The sequence below is a fragment of the Variovorax gossypii genome (assembly GCF_003965815.1).
In the GTDB taxonomy this organism is placed as follows: domain Bacteria; phylum Pseudomonadota; class Gammaproteobacteria; order Burkholderiales; family Burkholderiaceae_C; genus Variovorax; species Variovorax gossypii.
The window spans coordinates 173968-190465 of sequence record NZ_RXOE01000007.1; the positions used below are offsets into that span (position 1 = coordinate 173968).

The 16498-nt window shown below is 68.8% G+C and carries 20 protein-coding genes; 19 read left to right on the forward strand and 1 reads right to left on the reverse strand.

Features of this window, described 5'->3' with window-relative positions; all coding sequences use genetic code 11:
- Nucleotides 1-19: 19 nt before the first annotated feature.
- The 7 genes from EJP69_RS23085 (at nucleotide 20) to yfcF (ending at nucleotide 6640) form a co-directional block, all read left to right on the forward strand.
- Complete coding sequence (locus EJP69_RS23085; protein ID WP_170217214.1) at nucleotides 20-883, forward strand: alpha/beta hydrolase family protein; 864 nt, start codon at nucleotides 20-22, stop codon at nucleotides 881-883.
- 16 nt (nucleotides 884-899) lie between these two features.
- Nucleotides 900-1700 (forward strand): enoyl-CoA hydratase/isomerase family protein, encoded by an 801-nt coding sequence (locus tag EJP69_RS23090; RefSeq protein ID WP_126472636.1) that lies wholly within the window; start codon nucleotides 900-902, stop codon nucleotides 1698-1700.
- 5 nt (nucleotides 1701-1705) lie between these two features.
- Nucleotides 1706-2212: an SMI1/KNR4 family protein gene (locus EJP69_RS23095; protein ID WP_126472637.1), complete on the forward strand. Its 507-nt coding sequence runs from the start codon at nucleotides 1706-1708 to the stop codon at nucleotides 2210-2212.
- A 19-nt stretch (nucleotides 2213-2231) separates the two neighbouring features.
- Entirely contained in the window at nucleotides 2232-2906 is a 675-nt protein-coding gene (locus tag EJP69_RS23100; protein ID WP_093205912.1) for a DUF4126 domain-containing protein, read from the forward strand.
- The gene (locus EJP69_RS23105; protein WP_126472638.1) at nucleotides 2899-4905 is read left to right on the forward strand and encodes an acetyl-CoA carboxylase biotin carboxylase subunit; all 2007 of its coding nucleotides are present in this window, start codon (nucleotides 2899-2901) and stop codon (nucleotides 4903-4905) included. The genes EJP69_RS23100 and EJP69_RS23105 overlap by 8 nt, the downstream gene beginning before the upstream one ends.
- Nucleotides 4906-4979: 74 nt before the next feature.
- Complete coding sequence (locus tag EJP69_RS23110) at nucleotides 4980-5936, forward strand: DUF4349 domain-containing protein (protein WP_240652271.1); 957 nt, start codon at nucleotides 4980-4982, stop codon at nucleotides 5934-5936.
- A 71-nt stretch (nucleotides 5937-6007) separates the two neighbouring features.
- Nucleotides 6008-6640 carry a glutathione transferase gene (gene yfcF, locus EJP69_RS23115; RefSeq protein ID WP_126472639.1) on the forward strand — a complete coding sequence of 211 codons (633 nt, stop codon included), beginning with the start codon at nucleotides 6008-6010 and terminating at the stop codon, nucleotides 6638-6640.
- Nucleotides 6641-6661: 21 nt separating this feature from the next.
- Here yfcF and EJP69_RS23120 read toward each other — a convergent pair whose 3' ends face one another.
- Entirely contained in the window at nucleotides 6662-6976 is a 315-nt protein-coding gene (locus EJP69_RS23120; protein ID WP_093205902.1) for an EthD family reductase, read from the reverse strand.
- Nucleotides 6977-7094: 118 nt separating this feature from the next.
- On the opposite strand from EJP69_RS23120, the gene EJP69_RS23125 reads away from it, so the two are divergent.
- The 12 genes from EJP69_RS23125 to EJP69_RS23180 all read left to right on the forward strand — a co-directional run bounded on the left by EJP69_RS23125 (nucleotide 7095) and on the right by EJP69_RS23180 (nucleotide 16354).
- Nucleotides 7095-8015, forward strand: a complete 921-nt coding sequence (locus EJP69_RS23125) for a 2-hydroxyacid dehydrogenase (RefSeq protein WP_093205900.1) — start codon at nucleotides 7095-7097, stop codon at nucleotides 8013-8015.
- 93 nt (nucleotides 8016-8108) lie between these two features.
- Nucleotides 8109-8858, forward strand: coding sequence for an IclR family transcriptional regulator (locus EJP69_RS23130; protein ID WP_126472640.1), 750 nt, complete (start codon nucleotides 8109-8111; stop codon nucleotides 8856-8858).
- The gene (locus EJP69_RS23135) at nucleotides 8855-9253 is read left to right on the forward strand and encodes a cupin domain-containing protein (RefSeq protein ID WP_093304657.1); all 399 of its coding nucleotides are present in this window, start codon (nucleotides 8855-8857) and stop codon (nucleotides 9251-9253) included. The genes EJP69_RS23130 and EJP69_RS23135 overlap by 4 nt, the downstream gene beginning before the upstream one ends.
- Nucleotides 9254-9284: 31 nt before the next feature.
- Nucleotides 9285-10301, forward strand: coding sequence for a Bug family tripartite tricarboxylate transporter substrate binding protein (locus tag EJP69_RS23140; RefSeq protein WP_093205894.1), 1017 nt, complete (start codon nucleotides 9285-9287; stop codon nucleotides 10299-10301).
- 130 nt (nucleotides 10302-10431) lie between these two features.
- On the forward strand, nucleotides 10432-11649 hold the full coding sequence (locus tag EJP69_RS23145) for a CaiB/BaiF CoA transferase family protein (protein WP_126472641.1): 1218 nt from the start codon (nucleotides 10432-10434) through the stop codon (nucleotides 11647-11649).
- Between the two features lies 1 nt (nucleotide 11650).
- Nucleotides 11651-12820: an acyl-CoA dehydrogenase family protein gene (locus EJP69_RS23150; RefSeq protein WP_126472642.1), complete on the forward strand. Its 1170-nt coding sequence runs from the start codon at nucleotides 11651-11653 to the stop codon at nucleotides 12818-12820.
- Between the two features lie 17 nt (nucleotides 12821-12837).
- Nucleotides 12838-13134, forward strand: a complete 297-nt coding sequence (locus tag EJP69_RS23155) for an acylphosphatase (protein ID WP_126472643.1) — start codon at nucleotides 12838-12840, stop codon at nucleotides 13132-13134.
- A gap of 158 nt (nucleotides 13135-13292) precedes the next feature.
- Complete coding sequence (locus tag EJP69_RS23160) at nucleotides 13293-14213, forward strand: hydroxymethylglutaryl-CoA lyase (RefSeq protein WP_126472644.1); 921 nt, start codon at nucleotides 13293-13295, stop codon at nucleotides 14211-14213.
- A 40-nt stretch (nucleotides 14214-14253) separates the two neighbouring features.
- A complete protein-coding gene (rhtB, locus tag EJP69_RS23165) occupies nucleotides 14254-14892 on the forward strand; it encodes a homoserine/homoserine lactone efflux protein (protein WP_093205884.1) in 639 nt (212 codons plus the stop codon).
- Between the two features lie 57 nt (nucleotides 14893-14949).
- The gene (locus EJP69_RS23170) at nucleotides 14950-15438 is read left to right on the forward strand and encodes a YbaK/EbsC family protein (protein WP_093205882.1); all 489 of its coding nucleotides are present in this window, start codon (nucleotides 14950-14952) and stop codon (nucleotides 15436-15438) included.
- Nucleotides 15435-15710 (forward strand): DUF1289 domain-containing protein, encoded by a 276-nt coding sequence (locus EJP69_RS23175; protein WP_126472645.1) that lies wholly within the window; start codon nucleotides 15435-15437, stop codon nucleotides 15708-15710. Before EJP69_RS23170 ends, EJP69_RS23175 begins: the two co-directional genes overlap by 4 nt.
- Nucleotides 15707-16354: a 2-hydroxychromene-2-carboxylate isomerase gene (locus EJP69_RS23180; RefSeq protein ID WP_093205878.1), complete on the forward strand. Its 648-nt coding sequence runs from the start codon at nucleotides 15707-15709 to the stop codon at nucleotides 16352-16354. The genes EJP69_RS23175 and EJP69_RS23180 overlap by 4 nt, the downstream gene beginning before the upstream one ends.
- The last annotated feature ends 144 nt before the right edge of the window (nucleotides 16355-16498 follow it).

A 16498-nucleotide genomic window follows, 5' to 3' on the forward strand; every position in this document is an offset into this window, starting at 1 on the left:
GAGGGACGGAGTCGCTCTCATGACGCTGCGCCGGCTCACGCTCATCGCCGCCTTGCTCTGCGCGGCGCTGGGCGCGCACGCGCAGAGTGTGGCGCGCCGCGACATCGAGATTCCGATGACGGTAAAGGGCTTCTTCGGCGAGTCCCACATCAAGCTGGCCGCCACCGAATACAGGCCCGAGGGCAACGGGCCGTTTCCGGTGCTGGTGATCAACCACGGCACGCCGCGTTCGTCCGCCGACATTCCGAAGATGCAGGACCGCTACGCGCGGCAGGCCGAGATGTTCGCGAAGCACGGCTTCCTGGTCCTCAACCCGCTGCGGCGCGGCTACGGCAAGTCCGACGGGCCGTGGGCCGAGAACTACTTCAGCTGTGCCAACCCCGACTACGTGCAGGCCGGCCTCGAAAGCGCGAAGGACATCAGCGCCGCGCTCGATTACGCGCGCACGCTGCCGTATGCCGACGCGCAGCACATGGTGCTGCTCGGCAAGTCGGCAGGTGGCTTCGGTGTGCTGGCGTTGTCGAGCCTGAACCCCGAGGGCGTGGTCGGCACCATCAACTTTGCGGGCGGCCGCGGCTCGCGCGGGCCGGACGACGTGTGCAACGAAGCGAAGCTGGTCGATGCCTTCGGCCGCTACGCATCGACCACCAGGGTGCCGATGCTGTGGGTCTATTCGGAGAACGATCATTTCTTCGGCCCCGCACTGGCGAGCCGGCTGCTGGAGGCCTACAAGGCCAAGGGCGTGGACGTGCGTTTCGAGCGCGTGCCGCCCTACGGCAACGACGGTCACGCCTTCTTCGAGGGCCGCGACAACGCCGCGATCTGGGTACCCATGGTGGACCAGTTCCTCGCGAAGCTGGGCTTGCCTCGGCACCCGCAATGACGACAAGACAACCGACATGAGCGAATACACCAAACTCCAGCTGAGCTTCGACGGCGCCATCGCCCGCATCTGGCTCGACCAGCCCGACGCGCGCAATGCCTTCGACGACATCGTCATCGCCGAACTGACGCGGGCCTTCACCGAAGCCGGCGCCGCGACGCAGGTCAAGGCCATCGTGCTCGGCGCGAACGGCCCGGCCTTCTGCGCAGGCGCGAACCTCAACTGGATGCGCCGCATGGCCGACTACACGCGCGACGAGAACATCGCCGACGCGGGCAAGCTGGCCGCCATGCTGCGCACCATCGCCGAGTGCCCCAGGCCCACCATCGCGCGCGTGCAGGGCGACGTGTACGCGGGCGGCATGGGGCTGGTGGCGGCCTGCGACATGGCCGTGAGCGTGGACAGCGCCTGGTACTGCCTGAGCGAAGTGAAGATCGGCCTCGTGCCCGCGACCATCAGCCCCTACGTGCTGCGCGCGATGGGCACGCGCGCCTCGCAGCGCTACTTCCTCACGGCCGAGCGCTTCACCGCTGCCGAGGCGCATCGCATCGGCTTCGTGCATGAAGTGGTGGCCGCCGATGCGCTCGATGCCAAGGTCGACGAGCTGGTGAAGGCGCTGACCGGCGCGAGCCCAGCCGCGGTGCGCGCCTGCAAGCAGTTGGTCGCCGACGTGGCCGGCCGCGAGATCGACGATGCGCTGATCGCGAAGACGGTCGAGGGCATTGCCGACATCCGCGCGAGCGACGAAGGCCGCGAGGGCGTGCAGGCCTTCCTGCAGAAGCGCAAGCCGTCCTGGCTGGAATCGAACAAGGCCTGAGCGGCATGGCGCAGCATCGCGAACTCATCGGGCGCATGGACGCGTGGCTGGCCGTCCGTCGGCCGGACTACCACGCGTTGCTGCAGCCCGGCGTGGACGACGGTGCGCTCGACGCCTTCGAGGCGAAGTTCTCGTTGAAGCTGCCCGAGGCCTTCCGCGCGCTCTACCGCTGGCGCAATGGCCAGCCGAACAGCAGCTTCGACAGCCTGCAGGGCAACCGCATGTTCAGCGCGCTCGAGGACATCGCCGACACCAAGGAGATGCTCGACGACATGATCGGCTTCGACTTCGAAGACCCGGCCACGTGGCGTCGCGGCTGGGTGCCCTTCCTGTCGAACGGCGGCGGCAGCTACCTGTGCGTGGACATCGATGCCGAGGGCGGCGGCCTGCCGGGGCAGCTCGTCGGCTTCTGGAAGGCGGATGAAGACCGTCCCGTCGAGCATGCGTCGGTCGAGGCATGGCTCGCGGAGCTCGTGGCTTCCATGGAAGCCGGCACCGTCGAATTCGACTGAAGAGAGAAGGGGCCTCGCCATGAACACCAGCCTCGACATGCCGCAGCTGCTCGCGCTGGCCGCCGCCATCGGCTGGGCCAGCGGCGTGCGGCTCTACCTGGTCGTGCTGCTGACGGGCCTGGCCGGCTACTTCGGCTGGGTGCCGCTGCCGGGCGGGCTGCAGATGCTGGCGCATCCGGTGGTGATCGCGGCCAGCGGCTTCATGGTGTTCATCGAGTTCTTCGCCGACAAGATCCCCGGCCTCGATTCGCTGTGGGACGTGGTGCACACCGCCATCCGTATTCCGGCCGGCGCGGCGCTCGCGGCCAGCGTGTTCGGCGTGGACCATGGCGTGATGGCGATCGTCGCGGCGCTGCTCGGCGGCAGCTTCGCGGCCACTGCGCACGCGGCCAAGGCCACGACGCGCGCGGCCATCAACACATCGCCCGAGCCGTTCTCGAACGTCGGCGCCTCGCTGGCGGAAGACGCCATGGTGCCCACGGGGCTGTGGCTCGCGGTGGCGCATCCCTTCGTCTTTCTCGTGCTGTTCGTGCTGGTGCTTGTGGCGAGCGTGTGGCTCATCCGCAAGAGCTGGCGTTTCCTCAAGGCGCTGTTCGCCCGCGTGGCCCGCATCTTCAGCGGCCGGCCCGATCCGGGCGTGGTGCCCGCGTTTCAACTGAAAAAGAATCCTCCGGGAGACACTCCGAATGTTTAAGAAGATCCTCATTGCGAACCGTGGCGAGATTGCTTGCCGAGTTGCCGCGACTGCCCGCCGCATGGCGATCCGCACCGTCGCCGTGTATTCCGATGCCGACGCGCACGCCAACCACGTGCGCGCCTGCGACGAGTCGGTGCACCTTGGCGGCAGCGCCCCGAAGGACAGCTACCTGCGCTGGGAAAAGATCCTCGAAGCCGCCAAGGCCACGGGCGCCGAGGCGGTGCATCCGGGCTACGGCTTCCTGAGCGAGAACGAGGAGTTCGCGCAGGCCTGCGCCGACGCGGGCCTGGTCTTCATCGGCCCGCCGCCCTCGGCCATCAAGGCGATGGGCCTGAAGGCCGAGTCGAAGCAGCTGATGGAAAAGGCCGGCGTGCCGCTGGTGCCCGGCTACCACGGCCACGACCAGGATCCGCAGCTGCTGCAGCGCGAGGCCGACCGCATCGGCTATCCGGTGCTCATCAAGGCCAGCGCCGGCGGCGGCGGCAAGGGCATGCGCGCGGTCGACAAGGCGGAAGACTTCGCCGCCGCGCTCGCCTCGTGCCAGCGCGAGGCCATCAACAGCTTCGGCGACGATGCGGTGCTGATCGAGAAGTACGTGCAGCGCCCGCGCCACATCGAGATCCAGGTGTTCGGCGATACGCACGGCAACTATGTCTACCTGTTCGAGCGCGATTGCTCGGTGCAGCGGCGCCACCAGAAGGTTCTTGAAGAAGCCCCGGCGCCCGGCATGACCGAGGCCATGCGCAAGCAGATGGGCGAGGCCGCCGTGGCCGCCGCGCGCGCGGTGAACTACGTGGGTGCGGGCACGGTCGAGTTCATCGTCGAGCAGCGCGAGGGCGGCGAGATGAACTTCTTCTTCATGGAGATGAACACGCGGCTGCAGGTGGAACACCCCGTGACCGAGGCCATCACGGGGCAGGACCTCGTCGAATGGCAGCTGCGCGTGGCTTCGGGCGAGACGCTGCCCGCGAAGCAGTCGGAGCTGCAGATCCACGGCCATGCCATCGAGGCGCGCATCTGCGCCGAGAACCCGGACAACAACTTCCTGCCCGCCACCGGCACGCTGCGCGTGTACCGCAAGCCGCAAGCCACCGCCTTCCAGCGCAGCCGCGTGCGCATCGACGACGGCGTGCGCGAGGGCGGCGAGATCTCGCCGTTCTACGACTCGATGATCGCCAAGCTGATCGTGCACGGCTCCACGCGCGAAGAGGCGCTGGCCCGGCTCGATGCGGCGCTGGCGCAGGTACAGATCGTGGGCGTGGCCACCAACGTGCAGTTCCTGCGCGGCATCCTGGCGACGGAATCGTTCTCGAAGGCCAACCTCGACACCGCGCTGATCGAGCGCGAGCGAGCCGTGCTGTTCGACCGCGAGCCGCTGGGCCTGCCGCTGGCGGCTGCCGCGGCCATCACGCGCACGCTGATCACCGAATGGCCCGCGAAGATGCCCGATCCGTTCGCGCGCCGCGACGGCTGGCGCTCGCTGGGCGAGTACCGGCGCCACTTCGACTTCGAGTTCCGCGGTGCGGAGCAGACCGCCGTGCTGACCTACAAGCGCGACGGCAGCCTGTGGCTCGAGGCCGGCGGCGCAGCAGGGCCGCTGGTGATCGGCCAGTTCCCGACCGGCGAGTTCGAGGTGGAGTTCGCCGGCACGCGCCAGACGCTCGACGTGCACGTCGACGGAGCCACCGCGCACGTCTTCGCATCGAAGGGCGCCACGAAGATCACCGCCATCGATCGCCTGGCCCACGCCGGCGACACCCATGCCGAAGGCGGCCGGCTCACCGCGCCCATGCCGGGCAAGGTTGTGTCCTTCGCGGTCAAGGCCGGTGACAAGGTCAGCCGCGGCCAGCCGCTGGCGGTGATGGAGGCCATGAAGATGGAGCACACCATCGCCGCGCCGGCCGACGGCACGGTGGAGGAGTTGATGTTCGCGCCGGGCGAGCAGGTGGCCGAGGGCGACGAACTGCTGCGGATGAGTGCGGCGGTGGCGGCTTGACCAAAAAAAGTTAACCCCGTTGCGGGCGCTCGCCCGTATGAGCTGCGGTAGTCATCACTCAAGGGAATCGTTCCATGACCTATCGCCTGCCCCGTTTGCCCCTTTTGTCCCGTTTCTCCGCCCGTCGCCATACGGGCATCGCCCTGCTGGCCCTGGCGGCCGCGCTGTCGCTGGCCGGCTGCAACCGCAACAGCGGCGAAGCCAGCGTGCTCGCCGAATCGGCCCCGCCGCCCGCGCCGATGCAGGCAGCGGCCGGCTACGGCGGCGGCATGGCCATGAAGGAGCAGCGCATGCGCTCGGCGGAGCCGGCCACCGACTCGCAGCAGGATGGCACGCCCCTGCAGCGCTTCCTGGCCGTGCGGCAGGACCTGAACGTCGAGGTGCCGGCCGAGCAACTCGCCGATGCCTGGGGCAAGGTGCGCGACCTGTGCGGCACGCTGAAGTGCGAGCTGCTGTCGTCCTCCCTGCTGCGCGAGACGCCGCAGCAGCCCGGCAACGCCATGCTCGAGATGCGCGTGGAGCCCGCCGACGTCGACAAGCTGCTCGGCGGCCTGGCTGGCGTGGCGAACGTGGTCTCGCACACCACCACCAGCGAGGACAAGACCGCCGAGGTGATCGACGTCGAGGCCCGCATCAAGAACCGCACCGAGTTCCGCGACAGCCTGCGCACGATGCTGCGCGACACTGTCACCAAGCGCACCATGACCGACCTGCTGGCCATCCAGCGCACGCTGTCGGACACGCAGGCCGAGCTCGACGCCATCGCCACGCAGCGCAAGGTGCTGGCCCAGCAGACCAGCAAGCAGCACATCCAGATCCAGTTCTCGGCCAAGCGCGCGCTGGTGAGCAGCGGCGACGGCTACAGCCCGATGCGGCATGCGCTGCGCAACGCCGGCTCGGTGCTGGCGGAAAGCGTGGGCTCGCTCATCACCTTCATCGCGGCGGTGCTGCCGTGGCTGGTGCTGGTGGTGCTGCCGGTGGGCTGGCTGGTGCGCGTGCTGTGGCGTCGCCGCCGCGCCGCAACCAAATGACGCGGCCGAGTAAGTAAGATCGGGGAGGGCTCTGTTCTAGGCCCTTTTTCTTACCCCAGGAGCCTTTTCCGATGCCGGATCCGCTGCGTCTCTACGTGGATGCCCAGTACGCCAGTCCCTACGCCATGTCGGTGTTCGTGGCGCTGCACGAGAAGCAGCTGGGCTTCGACATGTCGCCCGTCGACCTGGGCGCGCTGGAGCACCGGGCGGCCGGCTTCTCGCAGTTGTCGCTCACGCAGCGCGTGCCGACGCTGGTGCACGGCGACTTCGCCCTGTCGGAGTCTTCCGCCATCACCGAGTACATCGACGAGACCTTCACGGAAGGAACGGCGCTGTATCCCGCACAGCCGCGCAACCGGGCCCGGGCGCGCCAGCTGCAGGCCTGGCTGCGCAGCGATCTGATGCCGATCAGGCAGGAGCGCCCCACCGAGGTGATCTTCTACGGCCCGGCCGGCGTGCCGCTCTCGGCCGTGGCCCATCGGGCGGCGAAGACGCTCTTCCAGGTGGCGCAGGCGCTGCTCGCGGACGGCGCCGAGAACCTGTTCGGCGAATGGTCCATTGCCGACGTCGACCTGGCACTGATGCTCAACCGCCTGGTCATGAACGGCGATGCCGTGCCGCAGCGGCTGGCGTCGTACGCGGATCGCCAGTGGCAGCGGCCCTCGGTGCAGCGCTGGGTGGCGCTGGAGCGGCCGCCGCGCTGACCGGATGGTGACGGGGCTTCGTCAGCCCACCACCACTTCGCTGATCTGCGTCGCCGGCACGATGTCGGTGTAGTTCTTCACGTCGTCCCTGATCTCCTTCGCGTGCGGGCCGAAGGCCTTCTGGAAGGATTCGACGGATTCGGCGAACACGTGGCACATGGCTACGTAGGTGGGCGCGGAGCCCGGCGCGCCGCCGCCCAGGCCCTTGTCGATGGTGTAGGAGAGGCATGCGTCGCCCATGCGGGCCGCGAGCAGGGGCATGTGCTTGTCGCGGTAGTAGTCGTGATCGAACCGTGCGCCGGGGGTGTGGGGGTACATCACGCTGAACTTGATCATTGAAGGTGGCTCCTGAGGTGAGCGTTCGAGGATAGGAGATGGCCAGTGCCCGCACAAGCCGAGGGCGAGCCGGGCGCGACTCTGCGTGTCGCGCGGGCGGCCCCTAAGATGCGTGCCCATGCGAATCACCGTCTACCTCACCGACAACCGCCCGGAACCCTGGATCGAAGGCCTGAAGGCCGAACTCCCCGATGCCGTCATCGAAGCCTGGAAGCCCGGCGCTCCCCAGGCCGACCATGCCGTGGTCTGGGCGCCGCCGCAGGAGTTCCTCGACGAGCAGCCGAAGCTGCGCGGCATCTTCAACATCGGCGCGGGCGTCGATGCACTGCTCAAGCTGAAGGTGCCGGCGCACACGCGCATCGTGCGGCTCGACGACGCGGGCATGTCGGTGCAGATGGCCGAGTACGTCTGCCACACGCTCATCCGCCACTTCCGCGAGTTCGACGCCTACGAGGCCGACGCGCGCGAGGGCAAGTGGAGCTACCGCAAGCCGAAGCTGCGGCGCGACTTCCCCGTCGGCATCATGGGCCTGGGCGTGCTCGGCGAGCGCGTGGCGAAGGCCGTGGCGCAGTTCGAGTTCCCGGTGCTGGGCTGGAGCCGCTCGCCGAAGGAGATCGAAGGCGTGCGCGTGTTCAGCGGCGAGGCGCAGTTCGACGAGTTCCTGTCGTCCACGCGCGTGCTGGTCAACCTGCTGCCGCTGACCGAGGCGACGCGCGGCATCCTCAACCGCGACACGCTGGGCAAGCTGAAGCCCGAGGGCTATCTCATCAGCATCGCGCGCGGCGGCCACCTGGTTGAAGACGACCTGATCCCGCTGCTCGACGCCGGCCGACTCGCGGGCGCGACGCTCGACGTGTTCCAGGTCGAGCCGCTGCCTTCCGACCACGCCTTCTGGCGCCATCCGAAGATCACCGTGACGCCGCACGGCTCGGCGCGCACGCTGCGCGAGGAGTCCATTGCCCAGATCGCCGGGAAGATCCGCGCGATGGAGAAGGGGCTGCCGATCGCCGGCGTGGTCGATCCGGCACGCGGTTACTGACGGGAGCGCGTCCTCCTTCCGGGCCCGCCGGAATGCATCGCGGGCAGGGGAAACCCTGAAACACATGTTTTTCACAAGTATGAAAATCTTTTCATGACTGTGAAAACTGCGTTTCGGGTGATCGAGATCGTCGAGCTCTTCGCCCGGGAGAAGCAGCCGCTGGCTCTTTCCGAGATGGCGCGCCTGCTCGACATGCCGGTGTCGAGCTGCCTGGGCCTGATCCGCACGCTCGAGGAGCAGGGCTACATGTACGAGACCGGCCGCCGCCAGGGCTACTACCCGACGGGCCGGCTGCTCGCGATGGCACAGGTCATCGCCGCCCACGACCCGGTGCTCGACCGGGTGAAGTCCACGCTCGAAGAATTGCGCGACGCGGCGCGCGAGACGGTGGTCTTCGGCAAGTTCCGCGACGCGGGCCAGGTGGTGTACCTGGAGGTGCTGAGCGCGCCGCAGAGCATCCGCTACACCGCCGAGTCGGGCGAGACGCGCCCGGCCTACGCCAACTCCATCGGCCGCGCGCTGCTGTCCACGCTGGCCCCCGACGAGCGCCGCAGGCTGCTCGAAGGCGCCACGCTCGCGCCGCTGACCGACGCCACGCTCACCACCGCCGACGCCATCGAGGCCGAGCTGCAGCGCTCCGCCACGCGCGGCTGGTACGGCAACCTTGGCGAGAGCATTCCCGACCTGATCGGCCTGGCCTGGCCGCTTCGCATCGGCGGCGAGGCCTATGCCATCTCCGTCGCCGGACCGCGCTACCGCATGGAGGCGCGCATCGAGGAGATCGCCGCGATGCTGCGCTCCGCCTGCCTCGCCATCGAACCCAAGAACGAAAGCCCCCGATGACAACGACGACCGCCGCAGCCCCCCGCTATTTCGTCCGCGAGGCCGAGATCGCCGGCTACCACCCCGCGAACCACACCGGCACGCTGAACAAGCGCCTGATCGGCCCCGAGACCGTGGGCGCGAAGCAGCTCGAGGTGCTGGTCGGCCACATCCAGAAGGGCAAGGGCGCGCTGCCTCACGCCCACCCGGGCATCGAGCAGGTCTGCTACATGCTCGAGGGCCGCGCGGTCGCCGAGGTGGGCGGCCAGCGGCAGGAGCTGCACCCGGGCGACAGCTGCTTCTTTCCCGCCGACGCGATGCACACCTTCACCGTGGTGAGCGACGAGCCGGTGCGCGTGCTGGTGATCTACAGCCCGCCGTACGAGGAATCGCCGGAGCGCGTGATCCGGCCCTGAGAACCGACAGCACAACAACCGGAGACAAACCATGCAGACAACGAAGAACGCGACCGGGCAACCGGCCGCGATGGCGAACCGTCGCCGTTTCATTTCCATCGGCGCGGCCGCGGGCCTCGCGGGCGCCATGCCCTGGGCCTTCGCGCAGGACGGCTACCCGAAGCAGCCGATACGCATCGTCGTGCCCTTCGCCGCCGGCAGCGGCACCGACGCGGTGGCGCGCATCACCGGGCAGATGCTGGGCGAGGCGCTCAAGGCCTCGGTGATCATCGACAACCGGGCGGGCGCCAACGGCGTGATCGCGGCCGAGTACGTCGCCAAGGCGGCGCCGGACGGCTACACGCTGTTCATGACGACCAACACCACGCATTCGGCCAACCCGAGCCTGATGAAGTCGCTGCCCTACGACCCCGTGAAAGACTTCGCGCCGGTGAGCCGCATGGGCAACCTGCCCTTCATGCTGGTGGTGAACAACGACCTGCCCGTGAAGAGCGTGGCCGAGCTGCTCGCCTGGGGCCGCGCCCATCCGGGCAAGCTCACCTACGCGAGCGGCAACAGCACCGGCATCGTGAGCGGCGCCACGCTCTCGCGCATGAGCGGCGTGCCGATGCTGCACGTGCCCTACAAGAGCACGCCGCCGGCCATCGCCGACCTGATCGGCGGGCAGGTCTCGATGATGGTGGTCGACCTCGCGGCGGGCCTCGCCACGGTGAAGGCCGGCAAGATGCGCGCGATCGCCGTCACCACGCAGGAGCGCACCAAGCTCTTTCCCGAACTGCCGCCGCTGGCCGACACGCCGGAGCTCAAGGGCTTCGACATCACCTCGTGGAACGGCGTGTTCGCGCCGGCCGGCACGCCGCGCGACATCGTGCTGAAGCTCAACAAGGCGCTCGCCGAGATGGCGAACGGCCCGGTCTTCCGCGAGCGCGTGGCGAAGCTGGGCTTCGACGCCTTCGGCAGCACGCCGGAAGAGCTGGGCGCATTCACCGTGTCGGAGCTGGCGAAGTGGAAGAAGCTGATCCAGGCCGCGGGGATCCAGCCCGAATGAGCGCTGCCTTGAATCTGCATTTCTCCCTCCCCCGTTGGGGGAGGGCAGGGGTGGGGGCATGCGGCGTCTCCATCGGGCGCCCTGCCTGCCCCCATCCCAGCCTTCCCCCAGAGGGGGAAGGAGCGAAGACATGAATACTCCTGGACCTCTCGAAGGCATCCGCATCCTCGACCTCACGGCCGTGGTGATGGGGCCGTATGCGACGCAGACGCTGGGCGACCTCGGCGCCGACGTCATCAAGGTCGAGCCGCCCGGCGGCGACAACCTGCGTGCCGTCGGCCCGATGCGCAACCCGGGCATGGGCGCGATGGCGATGCACCTCAACCGCAACAAGCGCTCGATCGTGCTCGACCTCAAGCAGCCCGAGGGCCGCGAGGCCTGCCTGCGGCTGGCGGCGGGCTGCGACGCGCTCATCTACAACACGCGGCCGCAGGCGATGGCTCGGCTCGGGCTCGGCTACGAGGCGGTGTCGGCCGTGAACCCGAAGATCGTCTACCTCGGCGCCTTCGGCTACGGCGAGCAGGGGCCCTATGCGGGCAAGCCGGCGTACGACGACCTGATCCAGGGCGCGGCCGGCGTCGCCTCGCTGTTCGCGCAGCAAAGCGGTGGCGCGCCGCGCTACGCGCCCGTCACGCTGGCCGACCGCGCGGTGGGGCTGCAGGCCGCCATCGCGCTGCTGGCCGCCGTGCTGCATGCCCAGCGCACCGGCAAGGGCCAGGCCGTCGAAGTGCCGATGTTCGAGGCGCTGTCGCAGTTCGTCATGGGCGACCATCTCGGCGGGCACAGCTTCGAGCCGCCGCTCGGTCCCACCGGCTATGCACGCTTGCTCGCGCCGCATCGCAAGCCGTACGCCACGGCCGACGGCTACCTCAGCGTGCTCATCTACAACGACAAGCACTGGCAGGCCTTCTTCGACGTGATCGGCCGGCCGGAGCTGCGCAGCTCGCCGATGTTCGGCACGCACACGGCGCGCGCCGCGAACATCGGCGCGGTCTATGCGTTCGTGGCCGAGGTGATGGCCACGCGCGGCAGCGACGAGTGGTTCGCCGCGCTGTCTGCCGCCGACATCCCGGTCGCGCGCCTGCACAGCACCGAATCCCTGCTCGACGACCCGCACCTGCGCGCCGTCGGTTTCTATCCCGAGCTCGACCACCCGAGCGAGGGCCGCATCCGCACCCTCGCGCCGGTCGGCCGCTACAGCGCCACGCCGGCCGCCATTCGCCGCCCGGCGCCGCGCATCGGCGAGCAGAGCGTGGAGTTGCTGCGCGAAGCGGGCTACGGCGACGAGGCCATCGAGCGCATGCTCGAACGCGGCGTGACGCTGCAACCCGACACAGCCAAGGACTGAAATGGACTTTTCCCTGAACGAAGACCAGCGCTCGCTGGTCGCCGCCATCGAACGCCTCTGCGAGGACTTTCCCATCGACTACTGGCGCGACCACGACGACCGCGCCGTGTTCCCGCACGAGTTTCATCGCGCCGTGGCCGAGAGCGGCTGGCTCGGCATCGCCATGCCCGAGGCGCAGGGCGGCGCGGGGCTCGGCATCACCGAGGCGGCGCTGATGATGCGCGCCATCAGCGCATCGGGCGCCGGCATGTCGGGCGCGTCGTCGGTGCACATGAACATCTTCGGGCTCAACCCGGTGGTGGTGTTCGGCAGCGAAGAGCAGCGCCAGCGCTTCCTGCCGCCGCTGATCGCGGGCACCGAGAAGGCCTGCTTCGCCGTGACCGAGCCCGATGCGGGGCTCGACACCACCAGCCTCAAGACGCAGGCGGTGCGCCAGCCCGATGGCAGCTACCTGCTGCACGGGCGCAAGATCTGGATCTCGACCGCGCAGGTGGCCGACCGCATGCTGATCCTCACGCGCACCACGCCGCTCGACCAGGTGAAGAAGCCCACGCAGGGCCTCACGCTGTTCTACACGCCGCTGGACCGCAGCAAGGTCGAGGTGCGCGAGATCCACAAGCTGGGACGCGCGGCGGTGGACTCCAACATGCTCTTCATCGACGGGCTCCACGTGCCGGAGGAAGACCGCATCGGCGAGGAAGGGCGCGGCTTCGAGTACATCCTGCACGGGCTCAACCCCGAGCGCATATTGATCGCGGCGGAAGCCATCGGCATCGGCCGTGCGGCGCTGCGCATCGCCTCGCAGTACGCGCAGGAGCGCGTCGTGTTCGGCCGGCCTATCGGGCAGAACCAGGGCGTGGCGCATCCGCTGGCGCGTGCCTGGGCCAATCTGGAAGCGGCGGACCTGATGATGCTCAAGGCCGCGACGCTCTACGACGCGGGCGAGCCCTGCGGCATCGAGGCCAACGCCGCCAAGTACCTCGCGGCCGAGGCGGCGCACGACGCCTGCCAGAACGCCGTGCTCACGCTCGGCGGCATGGGCTATGCGAAGGAATACCATGTGGAGCGGCTGCTGCGCGAGAGCTACATCCCGCGCATCGCGCCGGTGAGCCCGCAGATGATCCTGAACTTCATCGCCGAGAAGGCGCTGGGGTTGCCCAAGTCGTACTGATCTCTTCCTTTCGAGCCATGAACACCGTCACTCGCCATCTCGTGATCCGCGGCCTCGTGCAGGGCGTTGGCTACCGCTGGTCGATGGTGCAGGCCGCGCGGCGGTTCGGCGTGCGCGGCTGGGTGCGCAACCGGCGCGACGGCAGCGTGGAGGCGCTTGCCGCAGGCGAGGCCGGCGCAGTGGAGGCTTTGGTGCGCTGGGCGCATCAGGGGCCGGACGGTGCGCGCGTCGATGCCGTGGACCTGGGCGACATGGTCGGCGCCAGGCCGGCGGACGACCTGCCCGAAGGCTTCGAGCAGCGCGAAACCGTTTAGCCGGCTCTTCCCGCCGCCGGTGCCGCGCGGCTGGCACCATTTGCAACGCCACAGGCACGCATTGCTACCTTCCGCCGCTTGTGTACCAGGCAGGGTATTTCCATGTGGCCGACAATCGGAGGCGGTCTTCCATCCTCCTGCGATACAAGAGACATCCCATGAAACTCCCCACCAAAGTCAGCCTCGTCGACGTCGGCCCGCGCGACGGCCTGCAGAACGAAAAGCAGCCCGTCTCCGCCGAAGTGAAGATCGGCCTCGTGCACCGCCTGCAGGACGCGGGCCTGAAGGAGATCGAGGTCACCAGCTTCGTGAGTCCCAAGTGGGTGCCGCAGATGGCCGACAACGCCGAGGTGATGCACGGCATCCGGCGCAAGCCCGGCGTGCGCTACTCGGTGCTCACGCCCAACATGAAGGGCTTCGAGGCGGCCATCGCCGCACCGCGCGAGGAATGGCCCGACGAGATCGTGGTGTTCGGCGCCGCGAGCGAGGCCTTCAGCCAGAAGAACATCAACTGCTCCATCGCCGAGAGCATCGAGCGCTTCGCGCCCGTGGTGGCCGCGGCGCTCGAGAAGGGCATCCAGGTGCGCGGCGCCATGTCGTGCACGGTCGGCTGCCCTTATGAGGGCGAGATCGCGCCGGCCAAGGTCGGCTACCTCGCGCAACTGATGAAGGGCATCGGCGTGCAGCGCGTGGACGTGGCCGACACCATCGGCGTGGGCACGCCGCGCAAGGTGCAGGCGGCCATGGAGGCCACGCTGGCGCACTTCGATGTCGACGCCATCTCCGGCCACTTCCATGACACCTACGGGCAGGCGCTGGTCAACACGCTGGCGGCGCTCGAGCTGGGCGTGTGGAACTTCCAGTCGTCCTCGGCCGGCCTGGGCGGCTGCCCCTACGCCAAGGGCGCGACGGGCAACGTGGCGACGGAAGACGTGGTCTACATGCTGCACGGCATGGGCATCGAGACCGGCATCGACCTCGACAGGCTGATCGACGCGGGCGTCTACATCAGCGAGGCATTGGGCCGCGAGCCGAACTCGCGCGCCTCGAAGGCCATCCGCACCAAGCGCGCCGGCTGAAGCGCATCGCAAACCAAAGGAAGAAAGAAGAGGAACAAGCGTGGACCTGCATGTCTGGCTCGCATTCCTGGTGGCGAGCTGCGTCATCGCCGTGTCGCCCGGCTCGGGCGCCGTGCTCAGCATGAGCCATGGCCTCAGCTACGGTGTGCGCCGCACCACGGCGACCATCGTCGGGCTCCAGCTGGGGCTCGCCGTGATCCTGCTGGTGGCCGGCCTCGGCGTGGGCGCGGTGCTCACCGCCTCGGCCACGGCCTTCACGGTCATCAAGGTGGTCGGCGCGTGCTACCTGCTGTGGCTGGGCTGGCGCCAGTGGCGCGCGCCCGTCGCGAAGGCTGAAGGCAATGCGCAGGAGGCGTCGGCCGAGCCCGACCTCACGGCCTCGCAGCGCGTGCTGCGCGGCTTCCTGACCAACGTGACCAACCCCAAGGGCATCGTCTTCATGGCGGCCGTGCTGCCGCAGTTCATCCAGCCGACGCGGCCCCTGTGGCTGCAACTGCTGGTGCTGCTGGCCACGACGGTGATGGTCGACGTGACCGTGATGCACGGCTATGCCTGGCTGGCGGCGCGGCTGCAGGGCATGCTTCGCAGCGTGCGCGCACGGCGCGCGCAGAACCGCGTCTTCGGCGGCGTGCTGATGGCGATGGGCGCGTTCCTGTTCATGTTCAAGCGCAGCGCCTGAGCGGCGCTCGACGCCGCTCTACCGCCAGTCTGGCGACAGCCTGATAGATTCGAATCCATGTGCGGTTCTGAACTCCAATCCCTCCCCGAAGGCGTCCGGCGCGTTTCCCGCGCGCTGCAGGATGCCGGTCATCCCCATTCCCCACGCATGCTCGATGACGCCTGCCGCACTGCGCAGCAGGCGGCCGACGCGCTCGGCATCTCGGTCGGCCAGATCGCCAAGAGCATCATCTTCCGGCGCAAGAGCGATGAAGTGGCGGTGCTCGTCATCACCTCGGGCGACAAGCGCGTGGACGAGAAGAAGGTCGACGCGCTGGTCGGCAAGACCGGCCGCGCCGACGCCGACTTCGTGAAGGCGCGCACCGGCTTCACCATCGGCGGCGTGTCGCCCGTGGGTCATGTGACGCCGCCCGTGGTGCTGATCGACCGCGAGCTGTTCCGCTTCGAGGAAATCTGGGCCGCGGCCGGCCATCCGCATGCGGTGTTCCAGCTTCGCCCGCACGACCTCGAGAAGCTCACCGGCGCGCCGGTGGCCGACGTGGTGTGAATTTCGCGGAAGCCGAGACGCTTGCCGAACGCGCCGCGGCCGTGCAGGCCATGGTGGAAGACGTGCCCTCGCCGTGCTCGTCGGTCTGTCGCATGGACCGCCTGAGCGGCTTCTGCGAAGGCTGCCTGCGCACCATTCCCGAGATCGCGGGCTGGAGCAGGATGGAAGACGAAACCCGGCGCCACGTGTGGCGCGCGATAGAGTTGCGTGCCAAGGCCGGCATCTGGCGGGCTCCAGACGGCACAAGCGACACAGGAGACAGGCACGCATGAAGCACATCGACTTCCATCTGGACTTCATCTCGCCCTACGCGCACCTCGCCTTCGAGCACCTGCCCGAGGCGCTGGAAGGCCTGAGCTACAGCGTGGCCTACAAGCCGGTGCTGCTGGGCGCGCTGCTCAAGCAGCACGGCCAGCTCGGCCCGGCCGAGATCCCGTCGAAGCGCAGCTGGACCTACCGCCACGTGCTCTGGCTGGGCCACACGCACGGCATCGAGATCCAGATGCCGGCCTCGCATCCCTACAACCCGCTGCCGCACCTGCGGCTCGCGGTGTCCACGGGCGACGACGGCAGCATCAGCCGCCTCGCGGCCGAGACCATCTTCCGCCACGTGTGGCGCGGCGGTGAGGATGCGGGCGATGCCGCGCGCCTTGCCGCGCTCGCCGCGCAGCTCAAGCCGAAGCGCGACGCGAACAGCGACGAGAGCAAGGCCCTGCTCAAGCGCAACACCGACGAAGCGCTGCAGCAGGGCGTGTTCGGCACGCCTTCCTACGTGGTCGACGGCCGCCTGTTCTGGGGCTTCGACGGCCTGCAGATGCTGCGCGCATATCTGAAGGGCGATGCCTGGTTCGACGGTCCGCAATGGGCCTCGGCGGACCAGCGCCCGGCCTTGCTGCGCGGCAGCAAACCGGCCTGAGTACAAACCCGCGCAAGGGCCCGATTTCTTACAAGCTGAAACGCGCCCCGCGGGTTTCACCCTAATCCGTAAGCACCGGTTCAGTTTCGCGAAAGGCTCGGGTCAGTCGCGCCTCCAAGAATGCCTCACGGTCCCGAATGCCGG

Bases quoted from the DNA above. Each gene is read 5' to 3' on its own strand.
- EJP69_RS23125 (WP_093205900.1), top strand. From the start codon at position 7,095: ATGCGAATCACCGTCTACCTCACCGACAACCGCCCGGAACCCTGGATC.
- EJP69_RS23095 (WP_126472637.1), top strand. From the start codon at position 1,706: ATGGCGCAGCATCGCGAACTCATCGGGCGCATGGACGCGTGGCTGGCC.
- EJP69_RS23180 (WP_093205878.1), top strand. From the start codon at position 15,707: ATGAAGCACATCGACTTCCATCTGGACTTCATCTCGCCCTACGCGCAC.
- EJP69_RS23085 (WP_170217214.1), top strand. From the start codon at position 20: ATGACGCTGCGCCGGCTCACGCTCATCGCCGCCTTGCTCTGCGCGGCG.
- EJP69_RS23170 (WP_093205882.1), top strand. From the start codon at position 14,950: ATGTGCGGTTCTGAACTCCAATCCCTCCCCGAAGGCGTCCGGCGCGTT.
- EJP69_RS23145 (WP_126472641.1), top strand. From the start codon at position 10,432: ATGAATACTCCTGGACCTCTCGAAGGCATCCGCATCCTCGACCTCACG.
- EJP69_RS23150 (WP_126472642.1), top strand. From the start codon at position 11,651: ATGGACTTTTCCCTGAACGAAGACCAGCGCTCGCTGGTCGCCGCCATC.
- EJP69_RS23135 (WP_093304657.1), top strand. From the start codon at position 8,855: ATGACAACGACGACCGCCGCAGCCCCCCGCTATTTCGTCCGCGAGGCC.
- EJP69_RS23155 (WP_126472643.1), top strand. From the start codon at position 12,838: ATGAACACCGTCACTCGCCATCTCGTGATCCGCGGCCTCGTGCAGGGC.
- EJP69_RS23105 (WP_126472638.1), top strand. From the start codon at position 2,899: ATGTTTAAGAAGATCCTCATTGCGAACCGTGGCGAGATTGCTTGCCGA.
- EJP69_RS23090 (WP_126472636.1), top strand. From the start codon at position 900: ATGAGCGAATACACCAAACTCCAGCTGAGCTTCGACGGCGCCATCGCC.
- EJP69_RS23160 (WP_126472644.1), top strand. From the start codon at position 13,293: ATGAAACTCCCCACCAAAGTCAGCCTCGTCGACGTCGGCCCGCGCGAC.
- EJP69_RS23140 (WP_093205894.1), top strand. From the start codon at position 9,285: ATGCAGACAACGAAGAACGCGACCGGGCAACCGGCCGCGATGGCGAAC.
- EJP69_RS23100 (WP_093205912.1), top strand. From the start codon at position 2,232: ATGAACACCAGCCTCGACATGCCGCAGCTGCTCGCGCTGGCCGCCGCC.
- EJP69_RS23110 (WP_240652271.1), top strand. From the start codon at position 4,980: ATGACCTATCGCCTGCCCCGTTTGCCCCTTTTGTCCCGTTTCTCCGCC.
- yfcF (WP_126472639.1), top strand. From the start codon at position 6,008: ATGCCGGATCCGCTGCGTCTCTACGTGGATGCCCAGTACGCCAGTCCC.
- EJP69_RS23130 (WP_126472640.1), top strand. From the start codon at position 8,109: ATGACTGTGAAAACTGCGTTTCGGGTGATCGAGATCGTCGAGCTCTTC.
- EJP69_RS23120 (WP_093205902.1), bottom strand. From the start codon at position 6,976: ATGATCAAGTTCAGCGTGATGTACCCCCACACCCCCGGCGCACGGTTC.